The 14,374-nt window shown below is 62.3% G+C and carries 16 protein-coding genes; 8 read left to right on the top strand and 8 right to left on the bottom strand.

Annotated features, from left to right (window positions below; all coding sequences use genetic code 11):
- Positions 1 to 26 precede the first annotated feature (26 nt).
- The 6 genes from KVX96_RS06820 to KVX96_RS06795 all read left to right on the top strand — a co-directional run bounded on the left by KVX96_RS06820 (position 27) and on the right by KVX96_RS06795 (position 4,648).
- Positions 27 to 470, top strand: coding sequence for a TerB family tellurite resistance protein (locus tag KVX96_RS06820; protein WP_261193584.1), 444 nt, complete (start codon positions 27 to 29; stop codon positions 468 to 470).
- Entirely contained in the window at positions 467 to 1,219 is a 753-nt protein-coding gene (locus KVX96_RS06815) for a phosphate/phosphite/phosphonate ABC transporter substrate-binding protein (RefSeq protein WP_261193582.1), read from the top strand. Before KVX96_RS06820 ends, KVX96_RS06815 begins: the two co-directional genes overlap by 4 nt.
- A 104-nt stretch (positions 1,220 to 1,323) precedes the next feature.
- Positions 1,324 to 2,106, top strand: a complete 783-nt coding sequence (locus KVX96_RS06810; protein ID WP_261193581.1) for an ABC transporter ATP-binding protein — start codon at positions 1,324 to 1,326, stop codon at positions 2,104 to 2,106.
- Positions 2,107 to 2,125: 19 nt separating this feature from the next.
- Positions 2,126 to 2,836: a transporter substrate-binding domain-containing protein gene (locus KVX96_RS06805; protein ID WP_261193580.1), complete on the top strand. Its 711-nt coding sequence runs from the start codon at positions 2,126 to 2,128 to the stop codon at positions 2,834 to 2,836.
- Positions 2,837 to 2,963: 127 nt separating this feature from the next.
- Positions 2,964 to 3,848: an ABC transporter permease gene (locus KVX96_RS06800; protein ID WP_261193579.1), complete on the top strand. Its 885-nt coding sequence runs from the start codon at positions 2,964 to 2,966 to the stop codon at positions 3,846 to 3,848.
- A complete protein-coding gene (locus KVX96_RS06795; protein ID WP_261193578.1) occupies positions 3,845 to 4,648 on the top strand; it encodes an ABC transporter permease in 804 nt (267 codons plus the stop codon). The genes KVX96_RS06800 and KVX96_RS06795 overlap by 4 nt, the downstream gene beginning before the upstream one ends.
- Before the next feature lie 200 nt (positions 4,649 to 4,848).
- On the opposite strand, the gene KVX96_RS06790 is transcribed toward KVX96_RS06795, so the two are convergent.
- Together KVX96_RS06790 and KVX96_RS06785 are read right to left on the bottom strand one after the other, a co-directional pair.
- Positions 4,849 to 5,370, bottom strand: coding sequence for a GNAT family N-acetyltransferase (locus KVX96_RS06790; RefSeq protein ID WP_261193577.1), 522 nt, complete (start codon positions 5,368 to 5,370; stop codon positions 4,849 to 4,851).
- 215 nt (positions 5,371 to 5,585) lie between these two features.
- On the bottom strand, positions 5,586 to 5,798 hold the full coding sequence (locus KVX96_RS06785) for a hypothetical protein (protein WP_261193576.1): 213 nt from the start codon (positions 5,796 to 5,798) through the stop codon (positions 5,586 to 5,588).
- A 207-nt stretch (positions 5,799 to 6,005) separates the two neighbouring features.
- On the opposite strand from KVX96_RS06785, the gene KVX96_RS06780 reads away from it, so the two are divergent.
- The gene (locus KVX96_RS06780; protein WP_409977117.1) at positions 6,006 to 7,355 is read left to right on the top strand and encodes a glutamine synthetase family protein; all 1,350 of its coding nucleotides are present in this window, start codon (positions 6,006 to 6,008) and stop codon (positions 7,353 to 7,355) included.
- Positions 7,356 to 7,362: 7 nt separating this feature from the next.
- Here the strand turns inward: KVX96_RS06780 and KVX96_RS06775 are convergent, their stop codons facing one another.
- Positions 7,363 to 8,136: an alpha/beta fold hydrolase gene (locus KVX96_RS06775; RefSeq protein ID WP_261193574.1), complete on the bottom strand. Its 774-nt coding sequence runs from the start codon at positions 8,134 to 8,136 to the stop codon at positions 7,363 to 7,365.
- 139 nt (positions 8,137 to 8,275) lie between these two features.
- Here KVX96_RS06775 and KVX96_RS06770 point away from each other — a divergent pair, with 139 nt between their 5' ends.
- Entirely contained in the window at positions 8,276 to 9,460 is a 1,185-nt protein-coding gene (locus KVX96_RS06770) for a DegT/DnrJ/EryC1/StrS family aminotransferase (RefSeq protein WP_261193573.1), read from the top strand.
- On the opposite strand, the gene KVX96_RS06765 is transcribed toward KVX96_RS06770, so the two are convergent.
- The 5 genes from KVX96_RS06765 to phaC form a co-directional block, all read right to left on the bottom strand.
- Positions 9,457 to 10,437: a LysR family transcriptional regulator gene (locus tag KVX96_RS06765; protein ID WP_261193572.1), complete on the bottom strand. Its 981-nt coding sequence runs from the start codon at positions 10,435 to 10,437 to the stop codon at positions 9,457 to 9,459. The two genes, KVX96_RS06770 and KVX96_RS06765, sit on opposite strands and share 4 nt — an antisense overlap.
- Before the next feature lie 7 nt (positions 10,438 to 10,444).
- On the bottom strand, positions 10,445 to 10,993 hold the full coding sequence (phaR, locus tag KVX96_RS06760; RefSeq protein ID WP_261193571.1) for a polyhydroxyalkanoate synthesis repressor PhaR: 549 nt from the start codon (positions 10,991 to 10,993) through the stop codon (positions 10,445 to 10,447).
- Between the two features lie 138 nt (positions 10,994 to 11,131).
- Positions 11,132 to 11,572 (bottom strand): phasin, PhaP, encoded by a 441-nt coding sequence (locus tag KVX96_RS06755; RefSeq protein ID WP_261193570.1) that lies wholly within the window; start codon positions 11,570 to 11,572, stop codon positions 11,132 to 11,134.
- Between the two features lie 308 nt (positions 11,573 to 11,880).
- The gene (locus KVX96_RS06750) at positions 11,881 to 12,351 is read right to left on the bottom strand and encodes a phasin family protein (protein WP_261193569.1); all 471 of its coding nucleotides are present in this window, start codon (positions 12,349 to 12,351) and stop codon (positions 11,881 to 11,883) included.
- Positions 12,352 to 12,467: 116 nt separating this feature from the next.
- Positions 12,468 to 14,270, bottom strand: coding sequence for a class I poly(R)-hydroxyalkanoic acid synthase (gene phaC, locus KVX96_RS06745; protein ID WP_261193568.1), 1,803 nt, complete (start codon positions 14,268 to 14,270; stop codon positions 12,468 to 12,470).
- Positions 14,271 to 14,374: the final 104 nt, after the last annotated feature.

Genomic DNA, 14,374 nt, shown 5'->3' with positions numbered 1-14,374 from the left:
GCCCGGCGAGGGTTACCTCTTCTGCCATGTTCGGAAATCTCCTCAGCCGCCTGACGGCCCCGCAAACCCAACCGCTGTCTGACGAGGACGCCCGGCTCTCGCTCGCCGCGCTTCTGGTGCGGATCGCGCGCTCCGATGGCGATTACGCCGCCGCTGAGATGGAACAGATCGACAAGGTTCTGGCCCGTCGCTACGGGCTTTCGCCTTTCGAGGCCACCGCCCTGCGCGCCCAAGGCGAGGAGCTGGAGCGCGAGGCCCCCGACACCGTCCGCTTCACCCGCGCCATCAAGGAGGCCGTGCCTTACGAGGAACGCACCGGCGTGATCGAGGCGCTCTGGGCCATCGCGCTGGCCGATGGCGAACGCGACAGCGAGGAGGATTCGATCCTGCGCATGGCGGCAAACTTCCTTGGCGTGAACGACCGCGACAGCGCGCTGGCCCGCCAGAGGGTGGAAACCGGCGGCGCATGATCGCCGCCTTGCCCATGTATGACCGCCCCGAGGTGGCGGTGCTGAACGATCGTTTCTGGCATACGATCCGCGCGAGCCTTGGCCACGGGCCGCAAAGCCTCACCCGTGGCGTGCCGCTCATGGCGCTCTGGGAGGATCGTGCGCTGCTGCTGGCCCAGACCTGCGGCCTGCCCTACCGCGCAAGGCTTCATGGCCGGGTCACGCTCGTCGGTACGCCGGATTATGGCGTGGACGGCTGCCCACCCGGCTTCTACCGCAGCCACCTTCTGGTGCGTGCGGACGACCCGCGTCAGAGCCTCGCCGGTTTCGAAAACGCCCGCCTCGCCATCAACGAGCCGCTCTCGCAATCGGGCTGGGCCGCGCCGCAGGCCCATTTCGCCAAGGCCGGGATTCCCATCGGATCGGTGGTGCAGACAGGCTCCCACGCGGGCAGTGCGCTGGCCGTGGCCGAGGGGCGTGCCGATATCGCCGCCGTGGATGCCGTCACATGGCGGCTGATCTGCGCCCATGATGGGTTTGCAGACCGCTTGAGGGTTCTGGACAGCACAGCGCCGACGCCGGGCCTGCCCTATATCACCGCTCAGGCCGATGAGGCCGATTCCCTGTTTGAGGCGCTCACCGCTGCCATCGCGGCACCGGAAAACAAGGCCCTCGCGCCGATCCTGCCCCGCGGACTTCTCCGCATCGCACCGGAAAGCTACACCGCGCTGCAAATCCCGCCACCGCCCCCGGCAGATCGGCGGAATTGACGCCCCGTTCGGCGCTCAGCCGGGCAATTTGGCCCATTTGCTCGTTGCATTTGGTCAGTTTTTCCGCCCTACTGCGGCACTAACCAGAACAAAATGCTGCTCGCGTGACCCACTCAGATCCACCCGTCATCGAAATCCGGGACCTGCACAAGGCCTATGGCAATCTTGAAGTCCTGAAGGGCGTCGACATCACCGCCCGCAAGGGCGATGTCGTTTCGCTTATTGGCTCTTCCGGCTCCGGTAAATCCACCCTTCTGCGCTGCTCCAACCTGCTGGAAGACAGCCAGCAGGGCGAGATCCTGTTTGAAGGCGAGGCCATTCACTGGCGCGGCGAGGGGCTGCACCGGCATCCGGCCGACAAGAAACAGGTGATCCGGGTGCGCACCAATCTTTCGATGGTGTTTCAGCAGTTCAACCTCTGGGCCCATATGACGATCCTGCAGAACGTCATGGAAGCGCCCGTCACGGTGCTGGGCCGCGACAAGGGCGAGGTGGAAGCCTCCGCCCGCAAGTATCTCGAAAAAGTGGGCATCGGCGACAAATGCGATGTCTACCCCGCGCAGCTGTCCGGCGGCCAGCAGCAACGCGCCGCCATCGCGCGCGCGCTCTGCATGGAGCCCCGCGCGCTGCTGTTTGACGAACCCACCTCCGCACTCGATCCCGAGCTTGAGCAGGAGGTCGTGAAGGTGATCAAGGATCTGGCCCGCGAAGGGCGCACCATGATCATCGTCACGCATGATATGCGCCTTGCGGCAGATGTGTCCGACCATGTCGTCTTTCTGCACAAGGGCAAGATCGAGGAGGAAGGCCCCCCGGCCGAGCTCTTCGGCAACCCGAAGACCGAGCGATTGCAACAATTCCTGAGTGCAACAACCTCGGCACTGTAACCAATTGGGAGAGTTACCAATGAAAAAACTGATCCTGGCAACATCGGCGCTCGCGCTGACCGCCGGCATCGCCTCTGCGGATGTTGTCCGCATGGGCACCGAAGGCGCCTACGAGCCCTGGAACTTCATCAACGACAAAGGCGAGATCGACGGCTTTGAGCGCGAGCTGGGCGACGAGCTGTGCAAGCGCGCCGAGCTGGAATGCGAGTGGGTGAAGAACGATTGGGATTCCATCATCCCCAACCTCGTGTCGGGCAACTACGACACCATCATCGCCGGCATGTCGATCACCGACGAGCGCGACGCGGTGATCGATTTCACCCAACCCTACACGCCGCCCGATCCCTCCGCCTACGTGGCGATGGACGCCGGTGTTGACCTCGAAGGCGGCGTGATCGCGGCCCAGGCGGCCACCATTCAGGCGAACTTCATCGCCGAGCAGGGCTGGACGCTCGTGGAATTCGCCACCCCGGAAGAAACCGTCGCTGCCGTGCGCAACGGCGAAGCTGACGCGGTTCTGGCCGACAAGAGCTTCCTCGACACCGTGGCCGGCTCCGACGGCCTCGTGATGCTGGAGCGCATGGAAGCCATCGGCGGTGGCGTGGGCATGGGCCTGCGTGAATCCGACGGCGAGCTGCGCGCCAAGTTCGACGCCGCCATCCAGTCCATGAAGGACGACGGCACGCTGAACGAGATGATCGCCAAGTGGGAAGTCTCTTCCCAGTGGTAAGCTGATCCCGCTAGGGAGCCCCCGGCCCGCACGCCAACACGCGGCGGGCCGGGGTTTTCAATCTGCACCCCGCCCCTTCGGGCCCGGCGGTGCCCCCTGATCCAACGCGCGAGACGAACGGCCCGGCATGTTTTCCTACTGCACCGATCCATCCACGCTGGAAGGCCTGACATGGCTCAGCTGCTACCTGACGACAGGCAAGCACATGAGCTTTTACATCTCCTTCATCACGGTTCTGGTGCTGCTGGCGATCACCGCCCCCACCGCGCTGCTGTTCGGCTTCGGCGGCGCCACCGCGGCCCGCTCGCGCATCGCGCCGCTGCGCTGGTTTGGCAAAGGCTACACCGCCATCGTGCGCGGCGTGCCCGACATCGCCTTCTTCCTGTTCTTCGTGATCGCGCTCGATCAGGCCTTCGAGTGGCTGCGCCATCAGGTGAAATGCCCCGACTGGGAAGAGCCGATCCGTCAGGGCAATGATTTCATCGTCTGTCAGGCCGCGAAGCTGCCGCTCTCCACCGCGCCGCAATGGGTGCACGAGACCTACGGCTTCTTCCTAGCGGTGCTGACTTTCGCCATCGTCTTCGGCGCTTTTGCCGCCAACGTGCTCTACGGCGCAATGAACGCGGTGCCGCACGCGCAGATGGAAACCGCCGATGCCTATGGCATGAGCCATCGGCAGGCCTTCTGGCGCATCATGGTGCCGCAGATGTGGGTCTATGCCTTGCCCGGCCTCTCCAACCTCTGGATGGTGCTGATCAAGGCCACGCCGCTTCTGTTCCTGCTCGGCGTGGAAGACATCGTCTACTGGGCGCGCGAGCTGGGCGGCACCAAGAACGCCCGCTTCACCGATTACCCCCACGGCGACTGGCGGCTCTACTATTTCACCTTCCTGCTGATCTTCTACCTCGCCTTCACGCGGGTCTCCGAGATCGCGCTTGAACGACTGATGAAGAAACTGACCCACGGACAGGCCACCACCGGCGGCGAAGCGCAACGGAAGGCCGCGGCATGAGCTGTATCGAGACCATCCAGGCCTATGCGCTGCGCTCCGTTGGCATCGGCGAGCGCCTGCTGCCGCGCGACTATACCCTCTGCGAGCATTTCACCCTGATCGGCTCCGGCATGATCTGGAACGTCTACTACGGCGCGATGGCACTGGTGCTGGGCTTCTTCTTCGCCAATGCGCTGGCACTGGGGAAGGCGGCGCAGAGCAAATGGCTGCGCAAACCGGCGGAGTGGTTCATCTTTTTGTTCCGCGGCTCGCCGCTCTTCATCCAGTTCTTCTTCGCCTATTTCCTCTTCCTGCAGCTCAAGCAGGTGCACCCGATGTTCTCGGGCCTCACCGCCGCGGGGCTCGGCGCGCTGATCGTGCTCTTCTGCAACACCGCCGCCTACTCGGGGGAGATCTTCTACGGCGCGCTGCGCTCGATCCCGAAGGGCGACGTGGAGGCCGCTGACGCCTATGGCATCACCGGCTTTCAGCGCTTCCGCCGGATCATCTGGCCCACCATGCTGCGGCTGGCTTGGCCTGCTTACACGAACGAGGCCATCTTCCTCTTCCACGCCACGACGCTTGTCTTCGTCTCGGCCTTCCCTGTGCTGCAGCAGCGCGGAGATTCGCTCTACTACGCGAGCTATTTCGCCGACAAGACGTTCAACCCCTTCGTGCCCTACCCGATCCTCGCGATGTACTTCATCCTGTTCACGCTGGTGATTGTCTGGCTCTTCGGGATGGTGAACAAGCGGCTGAACCGGCACCTGCCACAGACCCAACGCCGCAAGGTGCGCTACCGCCCCAACCTGCTGCGCTGAACCATGTCAGGAAGCCGTCCGATGGGCGGCTTTTTTGATTGAGGTTGAACCGGCTCGAGACCCTCCCCGAAGCGACGTGTGTCCAGTGCCACTTCCATTGCAAAAGACATTCAGGAATGCCTCAACGTGCTGCAAGCTGGCGCCGACATGGCCCACCGTAATGACGCATATGCGGGCAAATCGGCCTGACGAACACTGACTCAAAGGTCTGTTTTCATCAGCACCGCATTTTCCGAATTTCCTGCGTCGCGCTGACGTTCATCAAGTTCGAACCCGCAGGATCGATAGAGTGACAATGCTTCGTGGTGTCTCGGCAATGCACTAAGCGTCATCAACCGAAAATCCATCTCGCGCGCTCTTTTCTTGAGTTCCTCTACAAGAGCGCGACCTGCTCCCAAACCTCGCGCGCTCTCACGGACAAACATCCTGTTCATCTCACAAGTGCTGTCGCCGATGTCCTTGAGCATTAGAATGCCAACCGGTTCATCGTCATAGCAAGCAAGCAAACACTCTCCCTTCGGTGGCGTGTAGTACGTTAGGACTGCGCGGATTTGTTCGTCAAATTTTTGGTGTCGAAGATAGACTTCGATGTCGTTCTGCATTTCCGGATAACGCTTACGCAGCCAGTCGATAAATTCGTAGGTCAGCTCATAGACAGCATCGGTTTGCGCCTGGTTTCTTACCCTGACAATTTTCAACATTGGGATTCCGCCGATCGTCATGCGCGATCATCATAGATCAAGGAATGATAGATCAAGGAATGGCATCCGCAAAACGGAGGTCCACTTTGGACGCCTTCCTGCCCTTCGCCGCACACGAGGCGAACAGGCGCAATCGGCACAAGAAAGGCAGTTCCCCTCTGTGGTGGAGCCGCCGGTGATCAGCATCACCGCGTGAGATGGGCCAGAACAGCGGCTTTTTCACAGAAGGAGCAGCCTCAGCAGACCTCTGGGTCGGCGTCGCAGGCCGCGCGATAGCAGTAGCCTTTGAAGTTCCAGTAGAGCGTCTCGCCCTTGCTGTTGAGGATTGGGTAGGCGTTGCACTCCGGGTAGGTGGGATGCGGCTGGATGGGGCCGTTGGTATTGGCCAGAGCGCCTGTGGCGGTGGCGCAGGCCATGGCGGCGGCGGTCAGGATGCGGCGGGGTTTCACGGAAATCACTTGTCACTCCAAATCCGGCAGCGCCTGTGCTGCCCTGCCCCTATGGTAGCGCTGCCGCACTGCCGCTTCCAGCGCCCTTTCCCGGTGTCGCTTTGCCCCTGCCTGCGATAGGGTCCGCGCAACCGACAACAAGACAAGAGGCACTCCATGCCAAAGGCAAAGGCAAACACACGGGCGAAGGCACGGTCCACCGACTGGATGACGAAGATTCCAGACGCCGCGCAGGCCTATATCGCAGGCCACCGGCTGGACGAGGTGGAATGCGTCATCGCCGATCTGCCCGGCATTGCCCGCGGCAAGGCCATGCCCGCAAACAAGTTTGCCAACCAGAAGCAGTTTTTCCTCCCCAATTCGATCTTCTTCCAGACGCTCACCGGCGGCTGGGCCGAGGCGGCGGATGAGAAGGAAGGCTTCATCGAGCCCGACATGATCCTCGTGCCCGACCTCTCCACCACGTCGGCCGCGCCCTGGACAGCGGACTGGACGCTGCAGGTGATCCACGACGCGCTGGATCAATCCGGCAAGCCGGTGCCTTTCGCCCCGCGCAACGTGCTGAAACGGGTTGTGGAGCTTTACCACAAGCAGGGTTGGGAGCCCGTCGTCGCGCCGGAGATGGAATTCTTCCTCGTGGCGCGCAACACCGATCCGGCCAAGCCGATCGAGCCGATGATGGGCCGCTCGGGCCGCCCCGCCGCCGCCCGTCAGGCCTATTCCATGAGCGCTGTCGATGAATACGGCCCCGTGATCGACGACATCTATGATTTCGCCGAAGCCCAAGGCCTGGAGATCGACGGCATCACGCAGGAAGGCGGCGCAGGCCAAGTGGAGATCAACCTGCGCCATGGCGATCCTGTGAAGCTAGCCGATGAGGTCTTCTACTTCAAACGCCTGATCCGCGAGGCCGCCCTGCGCCACGATTGCTTCGCCACCTTCATGGCCAAGCCCATCGAAGGCGAGCCGGGCAGCGCGATGCATATCCACCACTCCATCGTGGACCGCGACACTGGGCAGAATATCTTCTCCGGGCCGCAAGGCGGCGAGACGGATGCCTTTTACCACTTCATCGCCGGGATGCAGAACCACCTGCCCAGCGTCATCGCCCTGCTTGCGCCCTACGTGAACAGCTACCGCCGCTACGTGAAGGATCACGCCGCGCCGATCAATCTGAGCTGGGCGCGCGACAACCGCACCACCGGCATCCGCGTGCCGATCTCTGGGCCGGAAAGCCGCCGGGTGGAAAACCGCCTTGCCGGCATGGATTGCAACCCCTACCTCGGCATCGCCGCCTCGCTGGCCTGCGGCTACCTTGGCCTGCTGGAGGGCAAGCGCCCCGATGCGCAATACAAGGGCGACGCCTACGACGACGAGGAAGACATCCCCCACGGCCTCTACGGCGCGCTCGATCTGTTTGACGCCGCCGAGGACATGCAGAAGGTGCTGGGCGAGGATTTCTGCCGCGTCTATTCCATCGTGAAGAAGGCCGAGTACGAAGAGTTCCTGCAGAAGATCTCGCCCTGGGAGCGCGAGCACCTGCTGACGAACGTCTAAGCACCGATCACGCCGGATCAGCCCGCGCGATGTGGGCTGCAACCAGCGAAAACACCTGATCGCGGTGGGTGAAGGGCCCCATGTGCCCTGCCCCCGCAAGGCAATGCACCTCGGGCGCATCAAAGCGCGCCGTCAGAACATCGATGATCCGGCGCGTCTGCACCTTGGTTTCGCTGCCCCAGATAAGGGTCACGGGGAGATCGCGGCGCAAATCGCCGGGCGTTTCCGGCTCAAAAACAAGCGCATCGAAATCCGCCACCACCTTGGGCACCCAATCCTGCATCGCGGCCTGCCGCTCATTGCTTAGGGCGTCAAAGGCGCCAGGGCCGCTCCAGAACTCGGTGAAATCGCTGGCCGCCTTGCGCTTGTGCCCGGCCTCGACATCGGCCTTGAGCCCGCCGTTGAGCGCCACGATCTCACCGATCAGCGCCTCGCCTTCGCCGCCGAGATCGCGCAGCACGTGGAAGCACGTCGGCTCATAGAGGCAAAGCGAGGCCACAAGCTCGGGGTGGTGGCGCAGAATATGCAGCGCCACGCCGCCGCCGTAGGAATGGGCCACCAGATGCACCGGCGCGCCCAATGCACGGATCGTGGGCAGAAGCGGCGCGGCCTCATCGGCGAAGGAAAAGCTTGCACCTTCCCACGGCCCACGGCTGGGGCAGCCGTAGAAATCCGGCGTAAAAACAGGGGCCTGCCCGGCACTCATGCCCTTCAGTCTGTGCCACTCCTGCCCCGTTGCACCAGAGCAATGGAACCCCACGATTGGCTTGCTGTGCTGCATCTGCCTCTCCCTGCATCTCTCTCGCTGCGGACGCTATTGCGGCCACAGCGCCAGCGCAATGCGATGCAACCTTAACGAAAGCTTTACAATCCCGTGCGATACGGTTTTTCTAAACAAAACTTTCAGAAAAGGCGCAAGCATGCAGGCTCCCAACGTTTACGATGCAGATCCGATCCCGGCAGAGGCCTTGGCTGAAATTGAACGCATGTTCACCAACGGCGATCTCTTCCGCTACACCTCGGAAAACGCCTCTGTTGCCCTTCTGGAGCAGGAATTCGCCGCCCTCTTGGGCAGCAAATACGCGCTCGCCGTGGCCTCCTGCTCGGCCGCGCTCTTCCTCTCGCTCAAGGCGCTGGATATGCCGCGTGGCGCGCGGGTGCTGATCCCGGCCTTCACCTTCGCCGCCGTGCCGTCGGCCGTGGTGCACGCCGAGTGCACCCCGGTGCTGGTGGAGGTGGGCGAGAATTATCGCATTGATCTGGAGGACTTCGACGCCAAGCTCGCCGCCGGTGCCGAAGCCGTTCTGATCAGCCACATGCGCGGCCACACCTCGGATATGGACGCCATCCTCGCGCGCGCTAGAGCCCATGGCGTGCCGGTGATCGAGGACGCCGCCCATTCGCTCGGCACGCTCTGGAACGGGCGCAAGATCGGCACGCTGGGCAAGGTGGGCTGCTATTCCTTCCAGTCCTACAAGATGGTGAACGCGGGCGAAGGCGGGATCCTCGTGACCGATGACGCCGATCTGATCGCCCGCGCCGTGATCATGTCGGGCGCTTACGAGCACAACTGGCAGAAGCACCCGGTGGTGCCGGAGCGCTTTGCCCATTGGCAGAACAAACTGCCGCTCTACAACACGCGGCTTTCCAACCTCTCCGCCGCCGTGATCCGCCCGCAGCTTGCCCTTCTGGATGACCGCGTCAGCAAGGGCCGCGCCAACCACGACTACGTGGCCGCGCGGCTCAACACCTCGCCAGCGCTGCAGGTGCCGCCTGCCCTGCCGCAGGAAGAGCGCGCACCGGATTCGATCCAGTTCAACCTCTGCGGGCTGACACCGGCACAGGCGAAAGCCTTCGCCGGGGCTGCCAAGGCGCGCGGGGTGTCGGTGCAGATTTTCGGCCAAAGCACGGATAACGCACGCGCGTTCTGGAACTGGCAGTTCCTGGGTGAGGTGCCGGAGCTGCCCAAGACCCGCGCCATGCTCATGAACGCCTGCGACGTGCGCCTGCCCGCTCGGCTGTCGCGCGATGAATTGGATTACATTGCCGATGCGCTGCTGGAGGCTGCCGAGACCGCAAGCAAAGTCCTGCCAGATGCCGCCTAAACCGCGGGGCTGGCGGCCAGCACACGCATGGCCTCGGCGGGTTTGCCCAACTGGCTGAGCGCTGGCCCGATTACCAGATCCGGGAGCAGCCCACGCACACGGCCAGCCACCTGCGCCGGGATGTCCTGCAGCAGCTCCCGCCGCGCCACGAGCGACAGCCGCCGCGACAGCGGCGCGAGCGGCAGCGGGTGGACGGCGATCTGGGGCAGGAAGCGTTGCGCGCGCAGGATGCCCAGCGGGGTCAGGATCGTCCAGCCCTCCCCGGCGGCCACCATGGCAAGGATCGCGTGGTAGCTGTCGAGCTCGAAGCGGTGCGCCAGCATCAGGTTCTCGCGCATCAGATGGGCGCTGATCTGGCGGCCCATCAACTGGCGCGTGGTGTATTGGATCAGCGGCAGCGCGGCGAAATCGGCACGGGTGGGAAAGCGCGGCAGCGCGCCTGCGCGGGCGACGGCGACGAAGGGCTCTTCCAGCAGCGGGTGCACCTCGGCCCAGTCGGGCACTGCGCCGCCATCGGCCGCGATCACCATGTCCAGCTCGCGCGCCAGAAGCTGGCCCGTGAGCCGGTGGCTCGCGCCGGTTTCCAGCAGAAAGCGGCATTCGGGCAGATCCTCGGCCAGCCCGTGCAGCAGGCGCGGCGTGACCTCGGCGTCGAAATCCTCGATCACCCCAAGGCTGAGCTGGCTCAGCGCCGCCAGATCCTGCCGCGCCAGCTCGGTGCGGGCCATGGCGGCTTCGTTGAGGATGGATTGCGCGCGGCGGCGAAACATGGTGCCCGCCGGCGTCAGGCTGACGGGGCGTGCGGCGCGGTTCAGCAGAACAGTGCCAAGCGCGGTATCGAGCGCGCTCAGCTGCTGGCTGACGGCAGAGGGCGAGGCCCCCAGCCGCCGGGCAGCCGCCGACACCGAGCCCTCCTCCGCCGTGGCAAGGAAAACCTCAATGCCCCAGAGCGTGATGCGGGAAGCGCTGCCCGCCATGGGCGGATTATTCCTTCAGGCGCGAAAGCTTGGCCTGCAGATCGGCAAGCTGGTTCTTGATCTCGTCCAGCTCGCTGCCCCCGCCTTCACGCTCGGGCTGCGGGCCGGAGCTTTCCGACCAGCCCCCCGTCATCGCTTTTAGAAAGGCCTTTTGCTGCGCTTGCATGGCGTCGAAGCCGGGCATCGCCGACATCGGGTTCGGGATCGTCGTCAGGTTTTCCATCATCTTGGATTGCCCGTCGCGCAGCATGTCGAAGGACATGGCGAGGAAATCGGGAACGAAGCTCTGGGCCTGGTTGGTGTAGCTGCGCACGAGATCGGTCAGCACGTTGATCGGCAACACATTTTCGCCGCGGCTCTCATGCTCGGCAATGATCTGCAACAGGTATTGGCGGGTCAGGTCATCGCCGCTTTTCAGGTCAATGATCTGCACTTCGCGCCCGTCGCGGATGAAGACGGCGATGTCTTCGAGTGTCACGTAATCGCTGGTTTCGGTGTTATACAGCCTGCGGCTGGCATAACGTTTGATCAACAAAGGCTTGTCTGGCTCAGACACGGCATCCCCTTCCTTCTGCAGTGCAGAGAGCCTATGTCACCCAGCGGGAAAAGCAACAAAAAGAAAAGGCAGGCCTTCGCAGGCCTGCCTTTCGCGAGTCACATCGGCTGGGAGGGAACCGATGCGATGTTGTCTGCCTTACTTGGCGGCGGCTTTTGCAGCCTTCGTCGCTTCCGTGGTGGCTTTTTTGACAGCGGCGGTGGCGTCTTCGGAGAAGTCTTTGCCAGCAGCCAGCATCAGCTCGACGGTTTCCATTTGGACTTTCTTGGCGACTTCAGCGAAAGCGGCCATGTTTTCGGCAGCGGTTTCGGCGGAAGCGGAGGCGAAGTCCGTCACGGCTTTGGTGTAGTCGGTGGCTTCGGCTTTGACCTTGGTCACGTCGCCGAGGCGGGCGATGGTGTCTTTCGTCCACTTCGAAGAGATCTCGGCGGATTTGTCAGCAGCTTCCAGAGCCACTTTGGAGAGCTTCTCGCCCATAGCGGCTTGGGTTTTGAAGGCTTCTTCGAAGGATTTCGTGTCCACCGGGAAGGAGGCCATCATCTCTTGCATGACTTTGGTGAAGTCTTGGGTCTTGGTCATTGTACTTACTCCATCAGGGCTGCCGGGGGATCGGCTGCGTGCCCCATTGTGATATCCTGAAGTCAATATACGCGCTGCAGTGCAGCATTTCAAGATTTTTTCTGCAGTGCAGCAAGAATATATTCTGCAAGCGCAACACTGCTTCAGGTTGCATAGCCGCCTCTTGCGACAGGGCCATGACATTCACCACAGCAAGCCACTGAGACCCTGCGCCCAGCGCATGGGCTCAAAGAAAAAGGGGCCCGCGTGGTGCGGGCCCCTCAAAATTGAACAGGTTTCGGCGAAGGCACCCCTCGCCCTGAACGTGCTTACTTCTTGCCGGTGGTGGCTTTGGTCAGCTCGTCGGTGGCTTTCTTGACGGCAGCCTGCGCCTCATCGGCAGCTTTCTTCATCGCGGCCTGCGCGTCTTCGTTGAAGTCCTTGCCGGCGCTCATCAGCAGCTCGACCGTTTCCAGCTGCACTTTCTTCACGATTTCCGCGAAAGCCGCCATGGATTCGGCGGTTTTCTCAGCCGAAGACGAGGCGAAATCCGTCACGGCCTTGCCAAGCTCGGCCGGGTCCGTTTTGGCGGTGGACGCCGCGCCCATCTTGGCGAGCGTGTCTTTCGTCCACTTGGCGGAGAGGTCAGCGGACTCCTCGGCGGCGGAGAGCGTGATCTTGGACATCTTCTCGCCAAGTTCGGCGGAGGATTTGATGGCTTCTTCGAAAGCCTTGGTGTCAACGTTCATGGACGCCAGCGCGTCCTGGAAGGTCTTGGCGAAATCGGGCGTCTTGGCCATTGGTCATCTCCTGAAATGGCTGTCTCTATTCCTGCACCAAATATTTATGCTGCACTGCAGCATTTCAAGATGTTTATGCTGCGGTGCAGAAATTTTCCTTAACCTGTTGGCCTGCCTTATTTTTCCTTCGGCAACACATAGGTTCCGGGGGCTGCGCAGAGCGGTTTGTGCTTTGGGCCACCCGGTTTTCGGGCCGGAATCTTCGCGCCGGAGCGTTTGGAGAGCCAGGCGTCCCACGTTGGCCACCAGGAGCCTTCGTTGAAGCTTGCGCCCTCTTTCCACGTGTCCGGATCGCCCGCCGGGGCGTCGCCGGTGTAATGGCCGTATTTCTTCTTGCTCGGCGGGTTGATGATCCCCGCGATATGGCCGGATTCACTCAAGATGAACGTCTTGGAGCGCGAGCCGAACTGCTTCACGCCGTTGAAGCTGCTTTTCCACGCGGCGATGTGATCGGTTTCGCAGGCGATGGCGCAGACAGGCACGCTCACATCCTTGATGTGGAGCGTCTCGCCGCAGACCTCGAAGCCCTTGGTGGCGAAATGATCCTCCTGACAGAGGCCGCGCAGGTACTCGATCGCCATGCGGCCCGGCAGGTTGGTGGAATCACCGTTCCAATAGAGCAGATCGAAGGCGGGCGGGGCCTCGCCCATCATGTAGCTGCGGATCGCGGGCGTGTAGATCAGATCGTTGGAGCGCAGATAGGAGAAGGTGCGCGACATGAAGAAGGAATCGAGAATCCCGTTCTCCTGACACTCCGCTTCGAGCCCATCCACGAAGCCATCGTCTAGAAAGACGCCCACTTCCCCCTGATCGGAGAAATCGGTGAGCGTGGTGAAGAAGGTGGCGGAGTTGATCGATTTGTCGCCGCGCTTCTTCAGCAGCGACAACGTGAGGCTCAGCGTGGTGCCCGCGATGCAGTAGCCGACGACGTTGATCTTCTCCTGCTCGGTGATCGCCTTCACCTCTTCGATCGCCGTCAGATAGCCTTCCTCGATATAGGTATCCATGCCCACATCGGCGTAGCTCTGATCGGGGTTGACCCAGCTGACGATGAAGAGCGTGTAGCCCTGATCCACGATCCATTTGATCAGCGAATTGGCGGGCTTGAGGTCCATGATGTAGAACTTGTTGATCCACGGCGGGAAGATCAGCAGCGGTGTCTTGTGCACCTGTTCGGTGGTCGGCGTGTATTGGATCAGCTCGAACATGCGGTTGCGAAACACCACCTGCCCTTCGGTGGTGCCGATATTCTCGCCCACCTTGAAGGCGTCCTTGTCCGCCAGCGTCACCAGAAGATCGCCGCCATTGGCCTCGATGTCGCGCACGAGGTTCTCAAGCCCGGCAACGAGCGAGCGGCCCTCGGTCTCCACCGCCTTCTCCAGCGCATCCGGGTTGGTGGCGAGGAAATTCGTCGGCGAAAGCATGTTGACGATCTGCTGGGAGAAATACTCCAGCCGCTTCTTGTCCTTCGGATCAAGCCCGTCCACATCGGCCACCGCCCCGGCGATGGCCTCAGACGTCATCATGTATTGCTGCTTGATGTAGTTGAAATAGGGGTGCGTCTGCCAAAGATCGTTCTTGAAGCGCGGATCCTTTGGCGTGTTGTCCTCGGGGGCTTCGAGCTTGCCCGTTGCCAGCAGGTGCTGGGCTTCAACGTAATGGGTCAGCGCCTTGCCCCAATAGGCGATCTGGTGCTCAAGGATCTTGGCCGGGTTGTTGACCATCTCGGTCATGTAGGCCGTTGCCGCCTTCATGTAGAGATCCTGCCCCGGCGCCTGAAGCGATGGGTCGATATTGCGCTTGTGGGAGAGCGCGGCAACAAGCCGCTGCGAGAGCTCTTCCACCTTTGCAAGGTTCTCATTCAGACGCTCAAGATTCTTAACATCCTGAGGGCCGGCGTCTGATTGATCTGTTGTCATAATAATTTTATACCCCTAAGATTTGCCGCAGGTGCAAAATAATTTCGCCGCAGCGCTGCGTCAAAGCGGCGAAATGAACCAGACGGCGCAGGTAAGAGGGACCC

The organism is Pseudoruegeria sp. SHC-113 (genome assembly GCF_025376885.1).
Lineage (GTDB): Bacteria > Pseudomonadota > Alphaproteobacteria > Rhodobacterales > Rhodobacteraceae > Pseudoruegeria.
This window is presented reverse-complemented; position numbering and strand designations above follow the sequence as displayed.

Excerpts from the sequence above, each read along its gene's own strand:
- KVX96_RS06770 (WP_261193573.1), top strand. The coding sequence starts at position 8,276 with ATGCAGGCTCCCAACGTTTACGATGCAGATCCGATCCCGGCAGAGGCC.
- phaC (WP_261193568.1), bottom strand. The coding sequence starts at position 14,270 with ATGACAACAGATCAATCAGACGCCGGCCCTCAGGATGTTAAGAATCTT.
- KVX96_RS06805 (WP_261193580.1), top strand. The coding sequence starts at position 2,126 with ATGAAAAAACTGATCCTGGCAACATCGGCGCTCGCGCTGACCGCCGGC.
- KVX96_RS06750 (WP_261193569.1), bottom strand. The coding sequence starts at position 12,351 with ATGGCCAAGACGCCCGATTTCGCCAAGACCTTCCAGGACGCGCTGGCG.
- KVX96_RS06820 (WP_261193584.1), top strand. The coding sequence starts at position 27 with ATGTTCGGAAATCTCCTCAGCCGCCTGACGGCCCCGCAAACCCAACCG.
- KVX96_RS06755 (WP_261193570.1), bottom strand. The coding sequence starts at position 11,572 with ATGACCAAGACCCAAGACTTCACCAAAGTCATGCAAGAGATGATGGCC.
- KVX96_RS06780 (WP_409977117.1), top strand. The coding sequence starts at position 6,006 with ATGACGAAGATTCCAGACGCCGCGCAGGCCTATATCGCAGGCCACCGG.
- KVX96_RS06765 (WP_261193572.1), bottom strand. The coding sequence starts at position 10,437 with ATGGCGGGCAGCGCTTCCCGCATCACGCTCTGGGGCATTGAGGTTTTC.
- KVX96_RS06775 (WP_261193574.1), bottom strand. The coding sequence starts at position 8,136 with ATGCAGCACAGCAAGCCAATCGTGGGGTTCCATTGCTCTGGTGCAACG.
- KVX96_RS06795 (WP_261193578.1), top strand. The coding sequence starts at position 3,845 with ATGAGCTGTATCGAGACCATCCAGGCCTATGCGCTGCGCTCCGTTGGC.
- KVX96_RS06800 (WP_261193579.1), top strand. The coding sequence starts at position 2,964 with ATGTTTTCCTACTGCACCGATCCATCCACGCTGGAAGGCCTGACATGG.
- KVX96_RS06790 (WP_261193577.1), bottom strand. The coding sequence starts at position 5,370 with ATGACGATCGGCGGAATCCCAATGTTGAAAATTGTCAGGGTAAGAAAC.
- KVX96_RS06815 (WP_261193582.1), top strand. The coding sequence starts at position 467 with ATGATCGCCGCCTTGCCCATGTATGACCGCCCCGAGGTGGCGGTGCTG.